This window comes from Photobacterium sp. Hal280 (assembly GCF_037162255.1).
In the GTDB taxonomy this organism is placed as follows: Bacteria; Pseudomonadota; Gammaproteobacteria; order Enterobacterales; family Vibrionaceae; genus Photobacterium.
The window spans coordinates 1,489,543-1,503,797 of sequence record NZ_JARLUO010000005.1 but is presented as its reverse complement, the minus strand read 5'-3'; the positions used below and the strand labels follow the sequence as shown (position 1 = coordinate 1,503,797).

The following is a 14,255-nucleotide window of genomic DNA, read 5'->3' as shown; positions in this document are numbered from 1 at the left end:
CCGAACAGTTAAACAGGCAGATTTTCGCTCTCTGCCGGTACATACTGCCGCTGGAACACTGGTGACGTCAGGAGGGCTTTTAAGTTACAATCCTGCCACTAAAATCTGAACTATAGAGATAGACACCCCAATGAAATTTGTTCGATGGTTCCTTGGCCGGATTATTTTACTGCTTAACGCCGTATTTACTCCAAAATCAATGAAACGCTCTACCCTTGAGCAAAGCGAAATCAATGTGGCTGCAGAAAAGCTGAGACTTTATCAATTTGATGCCTGCCCTTTCTGCGTCAAAGTTCGCCGCAGTGCCAAACGACTGGCCCTTCCGCTGAAGACTCTGGATGCAAAGAAACCCGCGTTTGAGCAGGAACTGATCAGCGGTGGTGGAAAACGAAAGGTACCGTGCCTGCGTATTGAAAAAGAAGATGGCCAAGTTGAATGGATGTATGAATCTGGAGACATTATTCAATATCTCGAGAAACGATTTGCCTGATTTTCATACACACCCGAGAAACCCGACTCCAGTCGGGTTTTTTCAATACGACAGTTTTTTGACAGCCTTCTGATACTTCCACTGCCCGAATTCAGTATTATTTCTTATACAACGCGACCTTAGCTATTTGCTAAACTCAATTTGCTACCCTTATCAATGAGGAGCTCTCATGCGATTCCATCGTACTGCCTGCTTAGTTTTTGCCTCCATATTAGGTGCTGTTGTCACAGGTTCTGCACTCGCAAATCAGGAAGAAAAAGCAGCCACAGAAGCATCCAGTCAGGCTGAAAGCGATGACAGCAAAAAAAACAGCGAGGATAATACGATTCAAGTGGGTGACGTGCTGACGGTTAAACTGGATGCACTGTTACCGACACAATCCGTTCTTGCTTTTGACCGGGTGTTTGCCAGCCTGGGGCGTTATGAAGCACGCCCGGCCCAAATGTTTGATGATCTTTGCCTGACCAATGGCGGCAAGGGTGTGAAAACATGGGATGAGCAGTCTAAGCCAACCGACCTGGACAGCTATACCTGCCAGGAACCCCTGGGTAGCAACCAGGATGCCCTGCCGACCGTGCTGCTGGCACCGGATGGTAAAACCCTTTACCTGCTCTCCGGCCATCATATTCTGACGACATTCTGGGATATGCCTAACGGTGGAACCAGTGTCCCTGTGAAAGTGAAAGTCACTCAAAGCCTGGCTGGCGATGATATTGATGAAGTCTGGAATGCAATGAAAGAAGCAGGACAGATCTGGCTTTTCGATACCCGCGGCGAAAAAATGAAACCCTCTGAATTACCCGAATATCTGGGTATGAAACAGTTAAAACATGACAAGTACCTGTCACTGGTCTTTTTCCTGCGCAATATCGCTTACAGCGATCCTGATAAAGGTAAAACGGTGAATCCGCTGATCCGTCCGATGTCGATTCCTTATATGCAATATTACTGGGCTCAGTATTTGCGTAAAAAAATGAAGGTGTCGAGTTACGACCTGAACGACCCCGATGAGTACGCCGCTGCGCTTAAAGAAGCAGCAAGCCTGATTGTGGCGGCAGCAGATGATGAAAATATTGCCTCATCAGGCAAAACCGCGAAAGAGTTGGGTCAGTTTGATGAAATCAATACCAAAGCACTGGATTCATTACTCACCCGGCCGACCTCAAGCTGGAGCTACGCATTAGCCTATCGTCAGCGGGAAAAAGAAGAATCCACACCCAAACGCATTCTTGAAGAGCAAAAAGCGAAAAAAGAAAGCGCTAAAAAAGTAGAGACACCCGCTGTCGACGCCGAAAAGACAGAGAACTAAAGACAGTACGATGCAATCAGGGCGAAACGCACCTCGCCCTGATTATCGACTTTTACCTGAAGTCATAAACAAAACTGTCATCAAAATCATGCCCACCAGTACAGCGACCGATGCCAATGCCAGAACCGGGTCCAGCACGTCCGGGGCAACAATATTGCCATACAATAGAAATAGCCCGACCACCAACACCAAAATGCCAGCCTGGTGGACATAAAACTGAACCTGAGATAAAGCACTTGAGCCGTTTGTCAGCCATAGGCGATGGCACAAACCATAGATGAAAGACACAACAAAGGCAGCCAGCATGATGTGAGCATGCGTCACCATTTGACCATGGTTGTGAGAAGCCGCCATGTAAATACCTAACAACAGCCCGAGAATAGCGTAGATAAAGCTGGTGATGACATATTTCCGATCCATATGACCTCCTAACGAGTACAGGTCAGGCTGAATAGCAGGTGCAGTCAGATATCCGTTCAGATCAGAATAGATAAAGCCAATGGCGATGGCTGGATAATTTGCGCCTTTTTATTTCGGCTTTCGGCCTGTCTGCAATCAAGCGCTGCAAACAGGCCGAAACAAGGTGACAGGCAGGTACTGCCTGTCAGCCATTGGCCTCGAGAAAGTATGGTGTTGTTTCAGCGATAAACCGAAAGCCATGCTTTTCCACAATTGGCCGGCTCATGGCAGATGCGTCAATGGTGAGGTAGCGAACTCCCCGCTGTTTGGCATCATTAATCCTCTGGTGCAGTAACGCGGTGTAATAGCCTTTGCACCGGTATTCAGACAATGTGCTTCCCCCCAAATGCCGGCAAACGGGCTGTCGGCACTGTATAAAATCCAGGCCGACGAAACGGGAATATGATTATCATAGATAACATAGACAGCGACATCCTCGGGGGAAGCCTGCTTTATCTGATGTAAATGTAAGGCATGACTTGTATGATCTGTACCCCATACTTTTTCCTGCACAGACATGGCTTCACGAATACCATCCAGATCATCAACTTCTGTTATGTCTGCAGTCACAGGCAAAGTACCTTGAATACTATCCAGTTCCAGCACCATAAAGGACTCAGAACCCTCCCGGGTAAAACCTTGTTCAATCAGATGTTTGCCTATATTCGCGGGTGAATCAGTGGAATAGATTTTCCACTCAAAAGATTTCTTCTGTTCTGAAAAGAAGTGAATTTCCTTTTGGATTGCCGAAATGACCTGTACTTCATCCAAATGGAAATACGTAATATAGCTGCCCTGACACTCGGGTGAGACGAATCTGACAACCGACCCATTCACTTGTTTTTCATAGCCGGGCACTGTCTGCCCAATACGCTCAAACTGATTGTATAAAGCCATAATTTCCTTGTTATCCATGTCGCTTCCCTGTTGTGCCGGCCCAATGCAGGCAGCTTGATATTCGTGTGACGCCCTACTGATGAATAATGTAGTGAAGCGCCTCGTCACTGTGATAGTCATGAATCGTCTGACAGTGACTGACTTTATTTCCGACGATCACCAGATTTACACCCAGCTCCTGACATGCTCGAACGTCCCACTCGGCATCACCGAAATAGGTCAGTTGTAAATCCGTATCGCCCGCTCTTTCCCGGGCGAGCTCCATAATGCGAGCGCGGGAATAATGATCGTTTGATGACGCCATACTGACATCTTCAATCTGAAAGCCCGCAGAGATCAGCTTCATTCTTGCTGTTTCCCGCCAGCCACCGGTTGCCAGAGACACAATAAAACGCTCATCAGCCAGTAAACGGTGAAAGAATGCTTTGGCTCCGCTGACCTCTAGTGCAGGACGATGGCGCAAACGCTCCCTGATATTCTGAATAAAAACCGCTTTGACCCGTCTCTCAAGATCAGCAAGTTCTTCATCCGGCGCCTGAATTTCAATAAAAGTGCGAAGGATCCCTCTGTCGGTAGCATGCGGATAATCACTCCAGCTTTGATAGAGATCCAGACCAGTTACCAACTTCACCGCCCTAACAAAACAATTTTCATCAAATTGACTGGACTGAATTAACGTATCGTCTACATCAAACATTACATGATACATAAGATTAATTTGTTCCTGCAGTTGGTATCCGGCTTCACAGACTCTCACGAGTCAGTACCGAACCCTTCCAGCCACGCCTCGGCTTGATCACGCTGATCGCGGTTAAAGGATTTGATATTCAAGCCTGGAATCAGGAAACCTTCCGCTTCGCTGACTTTCTTGACCCAGTTTGTATCGGATAACACAGCAGCGCGGTCAAATTTACGGATAAACCTCATCATTGACGGAAAGCGTGACAATTCAACACCAATCGCCCCCATGGACGGCAGATGGTATTCCACGATATCAAACAGCATTTTGCCATTCTGAATATCTGATGATTTATCAAGCAGTTCATCCAGCGCCGATCTCATCTCCTCTGAATCCAGCTTACCGCTCATTTCAATGTCGAGCCTGTCATTACCCACTTTTTCAACATTAAACATATCGCCTCCAACGTGCCAGTGTGCAACGTATACCTTGTAAGTATTGCTCAAAAAAGCCTTTACACGAATAATCTGTAGCGTCAGTCAGCAATAAGCATTCTTACTGGCCGCTTTGACTCCACTGGCTGGCAAGCAGACCATAAATCGCTGAATCTGACATTTTACCGTCAACAATCCACCTTTCAGGCAAATACCCTTCCTGTGAGAAACCCAGTTTCGCCAATACTTTTGCCGAGCCTATGTTATCCGGGTCAATTTCTGCCTCGATCCTGTTGAGTTGCATTTCCTGAAAAGCAAACTGAATCAGGGCAAAGGCGACTTCATGGACAATACCTCTGCCCCAGTGAGCTTTGGCAATACCAAAACCCAATTCAGCTCTGCGCGAATATTGATCAATATTAAAAAGCATACACTTGCCTAACAATCGCTGTCCGGGCTGTTCATAAATCCCCAATACCAGCTTTTCCGGCTCATCCAGTGACGGTTTTGATGCCTGAATATAATCATTTGCCTCTTCGATGGATTGCCATGGGCAGCTATCCCAATATTTCATCACGTCCGGATCAGAGAAAATATCAAACAAAACCCCGGCATCACTCAGGGTCAGTGGGCGTAGTACGCATCTTTGGGTGGTCAGTTCCAGCACAGCTCATTCCTTATTCTTTATATCCAACTCATCGGCATGAATTTTATTCATCACAATGCAGATGAAACAAGTTGTTTATTAGAAATAAGAGTCTGAGCGCATGATTTTTATCCTTGTCCCGCCAGTAAAGACATCAGGCACAGAGATCAAACATAAAGAGTAGGCATGAAAAGCAGGCACGCAGAGCAAGCCTGGCATAAAGAGCAAAAAATTAAAGTCATGCCGTAGAAGAAAAGAAAGATAAATGGCAGGCCCCAATCAGCATAACAGGAGCCTGTATGGCGTTGCTTATCGGCGGGCTTTTGCGAGGAAAACATCCAGTTTATTGGCAAATTGCTGCCTGTCAGCCTGACTGATAGGTGCTGGGCCACCGGTTTGGATACCGCTGCTGCGCATGGTTTCCATAAAATCCCGCATTTGCAGGCGCTGTTTAATCGTATCTTTGCTGTACATTTCGCCACGTGGATTGAGCGCATGACCGCCTTTGGTAATGACCTCGTCCGCAAGCGGGATATCGGCAGTAATCACCAAATCACCTGGCTCAAGCTGCTGAACGATATGATTATCAGCGACATCAAAGCCAGCCATCACTTGCACCGCCCGGATATGCGGTGACGGCGGAACACGGATGGCATGATTCGCAACCAATGTCGTGCATACACCTACCCGATGAGCGGCACGAAAAATGATTTCTTTGATCACATTCGGGCAAGCATCAGCATCAACCCAGATATTCATGATGGTTTCCTTAACTCTGGTTCAGGGCGCATTGGCCAATTCGCTTCCTATTTTGCATAAAAAAAGCCGCCCGAAAAGGCGGCTGTCTTTAAAAGTACCGAATTAGCACTCAATGCCTTGCTTGTGCAGGTACTCGTCATAAGTACCGTGGAAGTCATTTACACCGTCTTTGGTGATTTCAATAATACGGGTAGCCACCGAGGAGACAAACTGACGGTCGTGAGAGACAAACATCAATGTCCCTTTGTAGTTTTCCAGCGCCAGGTTCAGAGACTCAATAGACTCCATATCCATGTGGTTGGTTGGCTCATCCATTAACAGGATGTTTGGCTTTTGCATGATCAGTTTACCGAACAGCATACGGCCTTGCTCACCACCGGAAATCACACGAACTGATTTCTTGATGTCATTTTGCGAGAACAGCATACGGCCCAGAATACCGCGAACAACCTGCTCGTCATCGCCTTCATTCTTCCACTGGCCCATCCAGTCCAGCAGATTCATGTCGGTGTCGAAATCCGCGGAATGATCCTGAGCGTAGAAGCCGATATTGGCATTCTCAGACCACTTAATCATACCGCTCATCGGCGTCATCGCGCCTGCCAGCGTATTGAGGAAGGTCGACTTACCGATACCATTTTCACCAATGATGGCAATACGCTCACCGACTTCTACCATCAGGTTCACGCCATTGATCAGGATGTTTTCACCATAACCCTGCTTCAGGCCTTCCACTTCCAGTGCGTTACGGAACAGCTCTTTTTCCTGTTCGAAGCGGATGAACGGGTTTTGACGGCTGGAGGCTTTCACTTCATCCAGCTGAATTTTATCAATCTGCTTCTGGCGAGAAGTGGCCTGTTTCGCTTTCGAGGCGTTAGCAGAGAAACGGCTGACGAAGGTATTCAGTTCAGCAATTTGCGCTTTCTTCTTCGCATTATCAGCCAGCAGGCGTTCACGGGCTTGCGTCGCTGCCACCATATATTCATCATAATTACCCGGGAACAGGCGCAGTGCACCGTAGTCCAGATCCGCCATATGAGTACAAACAGTGTTCAGGAAGTGGCGGTCGTGCGAAATAATGATCATCGTGCAGTTACGCTGCATCAGCACCTGCTCTAACCAGCGGATCGTATTGATATCCAGGTTGTTCGTCGGTTCGTCCAGCAGCATGATTTCAGGATCGGCAAACAGGACCTGAGCCAGCAGTACCCGTACTTTCAGACCCGGTGCCACCTCGCTCATCAGGCCGAAGTGCAGGTGCTCAGGAATCCCCAGACCGAGCAGCAATTCACCGGCGCGGGCTTCAGCAGAATAACCGTCCATTTCAGCAAAGTCGGTTTCCAGATCGGCAACACGCATCCCGTCTTCTTCAGACATTTCCGGCAGCGAGTAGATACGGTCGCGTTCTGCTTTGATTTCCCACAATTCTTTGTGGCCCATAATCACGGTGTCAACAACAGTGAACTCTTCAAAAGCAAACTGATCCTGACCTAACTTCGCCATACGCTCGTTAGGATCTTTACTGACCACACCAGCAGAAGGCTCCAGTTCCCCACTCAGGATTTTCATGAACGTCGACTTACCGCAACCATTAGCGCCGATCAGGCCGTAACGGTTTCCTTCGCCGAATTTAACGGAGATGTTTTCAAACAGAGGCTTATCGCCAAACTGCATGGTGATGTTCGCTGTTGTGATCAAAATAGGTTCCTACAACAATAATCAGACATGAAAAAAGCTGCCCTGATAGCATTGGCAGCTTTTCATCGGAAATTGGCGGGTATATTAACAGATGACGTGAGTTTTATCACGCTTTGTCTGTTCACTGAACAAAAGTGTCCGACAGTGCTCAGAGACGGCAAACGTGGCATTCTGCCTGAGCGTTACCCATTGCAATGCAGTTTACTGACTAAAATATCACCGGATACTGAGAGAAAACTTACCAGCACGCTGATGACAGCGATTTCTGCAGGGCTTGACACCGTTTTAGCGGCCTCTTCCGATTTTTTTGTAAAAATACCAACTTTATCGAGGAGTTGTTCCCTGATAGCTATTTTTTCTTGTTTTATTACAATCATCCTATTATTTCTCAAAAAATAAGTTATTTTTCACCTCACACTTATTCCAGCATATCACTCTGACCAAACGACCAAGATCACAAGTTACAAAAGATCTGGATCACAAATACAAGTGATTAATTTTACTAGGATAATAACCTGCTCACCGTTATAATCCCTGCCCATAAAAACGATAACAGTTCACAGGATAAATGCCTGTTTTTCTTCCCTATATGTGAAAGGTCCTAAGTAAAGATGAGTCCGGAAAATTACCTCCTAGACTGGCAAACAAGTCAAACTAATGCTGAATCCATCTCACCAATTCTTGGCCAGCTATATCGACAAAAAGGCGTCGAAGTGCTGTTGTTCGGTCGTCAGGTAGTCAATGCCTCTGTTATCGACCTGATTAAAGCCCACCGTGTTGGTCGCCGTTATACCGGCACTGATATTTCTCCTTCCCTGACCCTGCCCTTGGTCGAAAAGCTGAACGACATGGACCTGTCGCCTTGCCGTATCGATATCGGTCAGCTGGCACATGCCTACTGGAAAGATCACAACGATGAGAGCAATCTGGATGACTTCCTGGCAACGGCGCTGGCTGACTCGCTGAGCAGCACGCAAACGCTGCAATCACGTGATGTTGTCCTTTATGGTTTCGGACGCATCGGCCGCCTGCTGGCTCGTCTGCTGATTGAAAAAAGCGGCCCGGGTTACCCGCTGCGCCTGAAAGCGATTGTGGTTCGCGGTGGCAAGCATGGCGATCTGGAAAAGCGTGCCAGCCTGCTGCGTCGTGACTCAGTACACGGCCAGTTCAACGGCAGCATTACTGTTGATGAAGAGCGCAAAGCCATCATTGTGAACGGTAACTACATTCAGGTTATTTATGCGAACAGCCCGGCAGATGTTGATTACACCACTTACGGTATCAACAATGCGCTGGTCGTCGACAACACTGGTATCTGGCGTGACGCTGACGGCCTGAGCCAGCACCTGAAGTGCCCTGGTGCAGCGAAAGTGTTGCTGACCGCGCCGGGTAAAGGTGAAATCAAGAACATCGTATTTGGTGTGAATGAAACAGACATTCTGAGCGAAGATACCATTATCTCGGCGGCAAGCTGTACCACCAACGCCATCACACCAGTACTGAAAGCTGTTCACGATAAGTACGGTGTACTGAACGGACACATTGAAACTGTTCACTCTTACACCAACGATCAGAACCTGATTGACAACTTCCATTCCGGCGAACGCCGTGGACGCTCTGCATCACTGAACATGGTTCTGACCTCGACCGGTGCTGCGAAAGCGGTTGCCAAAGCACTGCCTGCGCTGGCGGGTAAACTGACAGGTAACGCGATTCGTGTCCCGACTCCGAATGTGTCCATGGCGGTGGCAAACCTGAATCTGGGTACGGATGTCTCTGCGGAAGAACTGAACACCTACCTGAGAAACGTCGCCTTGAATTCGGCTTTGTCTGGTCAGATTGATTACACTCAATCGACTGAAATCGTCTCCAGCGACATCGTTGGCTCTCGCCATGCAGGTGTTGTCGATGGTGCGGCGACTATCGCACAAGACAAACGCTGCGTACTGTATATCTGGTATGACAACGAATTTGGCTACAGCTGCCAGGTCGTTCACTGTATGGAACAGATGATGGGCGTTCGCTATCAGACCTTCCCTGCACTGAAATAAACCCTACACAATAATAACTATATTCTCTTGCTGAACATTCGCCGCCTGGTCTAACTCACACAGGCGGCATTTTTATTTTCGCGGTACCGGAATCAGAAGCGTCAGTAACAATTATTCCGCAAAACCAACAGAGACTTTTTCAATATCCGCTTCGCCGCTCACGCCTGTATAATCAGACAGATTATCTTCGATACTTGTATTACTGCCCTGGAAGTAAGCCCCGCCATCTGGTACTTGGTCAAAACTCACAGATGTTGCGGGTGTCGTACTTTGGTCGGCTAAACCCACACTCGCATTCACAGGTGTCGACGCACTGATTTGCGACAATGCCAATTCAAATGCACTGTAGACGGCGTCTGAACCATTGAGATCACCGCTCAGGCTACGCTGAGGATTTTTAATTAAATCAAAACGAAGGGCTGTTTTACCTGCATTATCCGTCTGCGTTATTGTGCCAACAGATTTAACACCCAAACTTGTAATTCTTCCGCTTTCAGACTTAAAGTTCGGAGATTCATCAAACACAACAGTATGTCCGCCGTCCTGAACAAAAATGTAATACAGGTTGGAGGTTGTATCTGTCCAACCCGTCCCAATACGCTTCATTCGGACCTGAATGTCGCCTTCATCGATATTGCCTGAATTGTTTAAATCAAAATTAACCGCTACCTCAAATAGCTGATCATCAGGTATGGTCGCTGGCAACTGACTGGCCAGATCGACCTGAATACTCATGGGTTCCGGCGTAAAAAGCGCATCATTCACCTCTGTGGTCACTGTGGAGCCTAGAGAGTCTTGCTGAGTTGTCTGACTGGAACTGGATGAATCACCACCACAACCCGTTAATCCCATTGCCGCTAACAATAATAAAGATACTGTTGATTTTCTCATTACTTTTCCTTTCATTATCACATTCACCTTTTTCTTGATAAACAAGGGTGATCAATACAAGCACTTTTTTGAAGCGACGACTTTTCGAGATGTATTCAATAGGATTCATTCAGAGTTGATGCGCATCACATCAGTAACCCGCAGTTAAACAAACAGCAAACATTTGAAATCGCGAATAGATAGATGATGTTCTGATAAAGAAATAAAAAAAACCGCCCGGATTAGAGGGCGGTTTAAAGGCAGGATAATTGTGTTTTGAATGAATCAGAACTTCACTTGGTAGTTCAGGGTGTAAGTGCGACCACGGCCACGGTAGTCATATGCAGCCGCATCGTAGTGCGCAGAATACAGAATTTGCGCACGTTGTCCCCAAAGCGTCGTATAGTCTTCATCGAACAAGTTATTGATACCAAAGCCTAAGCTGCCGACGGGTAACTGATAGGTACCAACCAAATCAAACAGCGTATAGCCATCAATCTTGTTATTCTCTGGCTGTTTCGCATTCTTCGTTTCATCTTCATAATCAAACAGAGTCTGAGAATGAAGCTTCACAGCTAAATCAGCGTCATACCAGCCAATCCATGCGTCGGCTTTAGAAATACTTGCTTCACCGGCAGAAACATCTTTCCATTGACCGTCATCTTCCAGCTCTGAGACAACGTAATGACCTGAAGTGCCGACCTGAATATTGTCAGTTGCCCAATAAGTCAACAGCGCTTCAGCACCGTAAACACGCTTCTTGTCATCAACACTCTCAATCAGCAGCGTGTTTTTATTGTAGCTGACTGATTTATCAGATTGTGAATAATAAGCGGCCGTCTGAACGCTGACGTCAGCTAGCTCAGTACGGAAACCAAGCTCATAACTGTTGGTTTTAATCCCAGACATTTTAGAATCATTCACATTGATGCTATCGTTCAATGCGTAATGACCATTGGCATCAACGGCCGAATATGTCCCCTGGCCGTAAAATTTCGCAGGATCCGCTAAGTCGAAGCCTTGTGAGAAGTTTGCCCAGACTTGAGTTTCCGGAGAAAACTTGTAGATGGTCCCTAAGTTAAACAGACCGATGTTGTAGTCCGTCGAACCACCCGGTACAGCGTCAGCAGAGACACCTTTTCCGGCAGCAATGTTCTTTTGGACACTGTAAGCGACAAAATCATCGATTTCGTTATCGATATATTGGAAACGATAACCACCCTGAACAGACCACTGATCGGTAATGTCGTAACCCGCCTGGATAAAGGCAGCAATAGAGCTGACATCGACACCTGGATATCGACCCACTTTCGCATAGGTCTCGTTCACCAGGTTACCTGAATTATTTGCAACAGTCGGATCAAACAGCGCCTGATTGCTGTCAAATGAATCAATATAGCCGTCCAGACCATAAACCAGATTCAGATTTCCGAACTGCTTTGCCAGCGCCAATTGTAAAGACAATACATCTGTTTTTTGCTGGGAGGATGCTTGATAGTACGGCGTATATGTCTGGTCTTCTGTTCGATATGACAGCTCGGCAATCAGTTGATGACTCAGGAAGTCGCTGTTGCTGTATGCCGCATTCAGCAAAATACGCTCGGTACCATGCTGACGATCCGATTCAAACCCTTTGCGAACATCAACAAATTGATTGTTCACTATGTACAGACCATAGGGTGAATCCTGCTGGCTGTCATAGTACTGCGCCAGTAAGTCCAGTGACTGTGTATTAGTCAAAGCAATGGTTGAGTGAATCTGAGTATCAATCGTTTCGTTATACTGCAAAGAGCCTTGTGAAATGTCTGGCGTGACAATGTCACCATTTGCATCGTAAAACCCCTGCGTCTTGGTATACACCGCAGCAGCACGCGTTTTCACACGCTCAGTACCACCTGAAATAGATTGCGCCAGCTTATAATCAAAATCATCGCTGCTGTTGAAGCCAGATGTTGTACTGACATAGCTTTCAAACTGAAGCTCTTCACTTTCCGCTTTTTTGGTGATGATGTTAATCACACCACCGGTTGCCCCTGCACCGTAGATAGAAGTGGCACCTGACAGCACTTCAATACGTTCAATGTTAAACGGGTCGATGGAATCAAGATGACGGCTGATTGGGCGAGAAGACTGAAGGGATACACCGTCAATCATCACCAGCATGGCGCGGCCACGCAGGTTTTGACCATAGTTTGTACGGGCACCGCTACTCACATCCAGCGACGGGATTGAGTCTGCCAGAATCTCTCCTAATGTTTTACCACCACGGTATTCTTGCTCGATTTGAGCATTGTCGATGTACCAGACCGTACCCGGAATATCACTGATTGCTTTCGGCGTGCGGCTGGAGACCACCACCATCTTTTCTTCCGTTGTCTTATATTCTTGAGCGAAAGCTGCGCTGGAGACAAAAGTAGTGGCGGCCACTGCAGCTGCCACTGTCGTCAATTGAAACATCCCTTTTTTCACGGACATGATTACCACTTCTTGTTTTAAGTTAACTATCAATACAGAGTTTGATAATCATACTCATTTGCCACTTTATTTCTATATCCAAGGTAAAAAAAGTTCAAATTTTATTTATTTTTTTAAGGCCTTATATTTCATAAGGATATCTATAAGGCCTGATTGCCGCTTAAGATGCCTTGGCATACTCAGTGACCAAGCGCTCTGTCACCCACTCGATCATGCCCTTATCACTTTCAATATCGAAGACAGATTTTTGACAAAGCTGATTGATAATCCGGGCACTGCGCCATGCCATCAGGCTCAACTGGGGTTCCGCTATACCATGGCTGTGCATACCTGCATTCACTGCGAAAATTTTATTGTCAGCGCTGCCTTTCCATTTCAATTCGAAGTTAGGCATCATACCGTATCGGCCTTTCTCATCCAGTTCCAGTAACGGCAAAATGGATTTCAGGCACTGCGGATAAGGTGAACTGAAACCGGTAGCCAGGATAATGATATCGGCTTCATGCGCTTCCACCTGCTGGCTCAGTGCATTGAGTGACTGAATGGAAAAACCGCCAGGCTGATTGTCAACGGCACTCACCGTTCGATGCGGCAGCAGGCGTACCCACTTGTCTTCTTTCAGAACATCAAACCGATAGTAAAGCTCGCGATAAATCGCTAATAAAGCTGCCTGGGTCACGCCATCTGAAGTCAGCTTCTGGGCATCAATTTCAGACTGTTTGACTGACGGGTCCAAATCCAGGAATGTTTCAACATATTCAGGCGTAAAGAATTCATTGGTGAATGCCGCTTCGTCAAGTGGCTGGAAGTTCGAACGACGGGATAACCAATCCAGGCTTTTCGCTTTGCCCCATTTGCCATTCAGCACATTCAGGAAAATATCAGCACCACTCTGACCACCACCGACCACCATAACGCGCTTACCGGTAAAATCACGATCACGCAGGCCCATTTCAGCTGCATGAAACACCTTGTCACTGATATGCGGCTTGGCACAATCAGGAATGAACGGCACCTTACCTGTACCAATACAAAGATTTTTCGCTAAGTAGGAACCATTATTGGTCTCAATTTCAAACGCTTCTCCCGTGTACTCAATATTCTCTACACGACTTGAAAACATTACGTTTGATAATTGATGTGCTGTCCAGGCCAGATAATCGGAAAATTCATGACGGCTGATGCAACTCAGCTCTGCAGACAAAAAGCGATAAAACTTTTTCTGATCAACCAGGTATGAAAGAAATGAGTAAGGATTTTGCGGATCAACCGCCGTCACCAGATCTTTCAGAAACATGGTCTGCATATTGGTGTTATCCAGCAGCAACCCCGGATGCCAGGAAAAAGATTCGCGACCTTCAAAAAAGCAGGCATTCAGCTCTGTTTTACTGTCAATAAGTGCCGCCACACTCAGATTGAACGGCCCTACACCCACACCCGCCAAGTCCAGACATTGTTTATGATTATTCATTTCCATTTCTATTTCCT

Annotated in this window: 14 protein-coding genes; 4 read left to right on the top strand and 10 right to left on the bottom strand. The window is 46.8% G+C overall.

Going from position 1 to position 14,255, the window contains the following annotated elements; all coding sequences use genetic code 11:
* Window positions 1-130 precede the first annotated feature (130 nt).
* Both P4S53_RS16365 and P4S53_RS16360 read left to right on the top strand, forming a co-directional pair.
* On the top strand, window positions 131-490 hold the full coding sequence (locus P4S53_RS16365; RefSeq protein WP_337113497.1) for a glutaredoxin family protein: 360 nt from the start codon (window positions 131-133) through the stop codon (window positions 488-490).
* A 169-nt stretch (window positions 491-659) separates the two neighbouring features.
* Complete coding sequence (locus P4S53_RS16360) at window positions 660-1,799, top strand: ParB/Srx family N-terminal domain-containing protein (protein ID WP_337113496.1); 1,140 nt, start codon at window positions 660-662, stop codon at window positions 1,797-1,799.
* A gap of 42 nt (window positions 1,800-1,841) precedes the next feature.
* Here P4S53_RS16360 and P4S53_RS16355 read toward each other — a convergent pair whose 3' ends face one another.
* From P4S53_RS16355 to P4S53_RS16325, 7 genes are all read right to left on the bottom strand, one after another.
* Window positions 1,842-2,219, bottom strand: coding sequence for a TonB-dependent receptor (locus P4S53_RS16355; protein WP_337113495.1), 378 nt, complete (start codon window positions 2,217-2,219; stop codon window positions 1,842-1,844).
* A 261-nt stretch (window positions 2,220-2,480) separates the two neighbouring features.
* Window positions 2,481-3,173, bottom strand: coding sequence for an N-acetyltransferase (locus P4S53_RS16350; protein WP_337113494.1), 693 nt, complete (start codon window positions 3,171-3,173; stop codon window positions 2,481-2,483).
* A gap of 55 nt (window positions 3,174-3,228) precedes the next feature.
* Window positions 3,229-3,852: an HAD family hydrolase gene (locus tag P4S53_RS16345; RefSeq protein WP_337114514.1), complete on the bottom strand. Its 624-nt coding sequence runs from the start codon at window positions 3,850-3,852 to the stop codon at window positions 3,229-3,231.
* 56 nt (window positions 3,853-3,908) lie between these two features.
* Window positions 3,909-4,289: an STAS/SEC14 domain-containing protein gene (locus P4S53_RS16340; RefSeq protein WP_337113493.1), complete on the bottom strand. Its 381-nt coding sequence runs from the start codon at window positions 4,287-4,289 to the stop codon at window positions 3,909-3,911.
* Between the two features lie 100 nt (window positions 4,290-4,389).
* Window positions 4,390-4,935 (bottom strand): GNAT family N-acetyltransferase, encoded by a 546-nt coding sequence (locus P4S53_RS16335; protein ID WP_337113492.1) that lies wholly within the window; start codon window positions 4,933-4,935, stop codon window positions 4,390-4,392.
* Window positions 4,936-5,223: 288 nt separating this feature from the next.
* Window positions 5,224-5,673 carry a YaiI/YqxD family protein gene (locus P4S53_RS16330; RefSeq protein WP_120510775.1) on the bottom strand — a complete coding sequence of 150 codons (450 nt, stop codon included), beginning with the start codon at window positions 5,671-5,673 and terminating at the stop codon, window positions 5,224-5,226.
* Between the two features lie 102 nt (window positions 5,674-5,775).
* Window positions 5,776-7,371: an ABC-F family ATPase gene (locus P4S53_RS16325; protein WP_161458692.1), complete on the bottom strand. Its 1,596-nt coding sequence runs from the start codon at window positions 7,369-7,371 to the stop codon at window positions 5,776-5,778.
* Between the two features lie 27 nt (window positions 7,372-7,398).
* Here P4S53_RS16325 and P4S53_RS16320 point away from each other — a divergent pair, with 27 nt between their 5' ends.
* Together P4S53_RS16320 and P4S53_RS16315 are read left to right on the top strand one after the other, a co-directional pair.
* A complete protein-coding gene (locus P4S53_RS16320) occupies window positions 7,399-7,770 on the top strand; it encodes a hypothetical protein (RefSeq protein WP_337113490.1) in 372 nt (123 codons plus the stop codon).
* A gap of 212 nt (window positions 7,771-7,982) precedes the next feature.
* Window positions 7,983-9,422: a glyceraldehyde-3-phosphate dehydrogenase gene (locus P4S53_RS16315; RefSeq protein WP_337113489.1), complete on the top strand. Its 1,440-nt coding sequence runs from the start codon at window positions 7,983-7,985 to the stop codon at window positions 9,420-9,422.
* Window positions 9,423-9,533: 111 nt separating this feature from the next.
* On the opposite strand, the gene P4S53_RS16310 is transcribed toward P4S53_RS16315, so the two are convergent.
* From P4S53_RS16310 to P4S53_RS16300, 3 genes are all read right to left on the bottom strand, one after another.
* Window positions 9,534-10,328: a hypothetical protein gene (locus P4S53_RS16310; protein ID WP_337113488.1), complete on the bottom strand. Its 795-nt coding sequence runs from the start codon at window positions 10,326-10,328 to the stop codon at window positions 9,534-9,536.
* A 249-nt stretch (window positions 10,329-10,577) separates the two neighbouring features.
* Window positions 10,578-12,767: a TonB-dependent receptor gene (locus P4S53_RS16305; RefSeq protein WP_337113487.1), complete on the bottom strand. Its 2,190-nt coding sequence runs from the start codon at window positions 12,765-12,767 to the stop codon at window positions 10,578-10,580.
* 160 nt (window positions 12,768-12,927) lie between these two features.
* The gene (locus P4S53_RS16300; protein WP_337113486.1) at window positions 12,928-14,244 is read right to left on the bottom strand and encodes a lysine N(6)-hydroxylase/L-ornithine N(5)-oxygenase family protein; all 1,317 of its coding nucleotides are present in this window, start codon (window positions 14,242-14,244) and stop codon (window positions 12,928-12,930) included.
* Window positions 14,245-14,255: the final 11 nt, after the last annotated feature.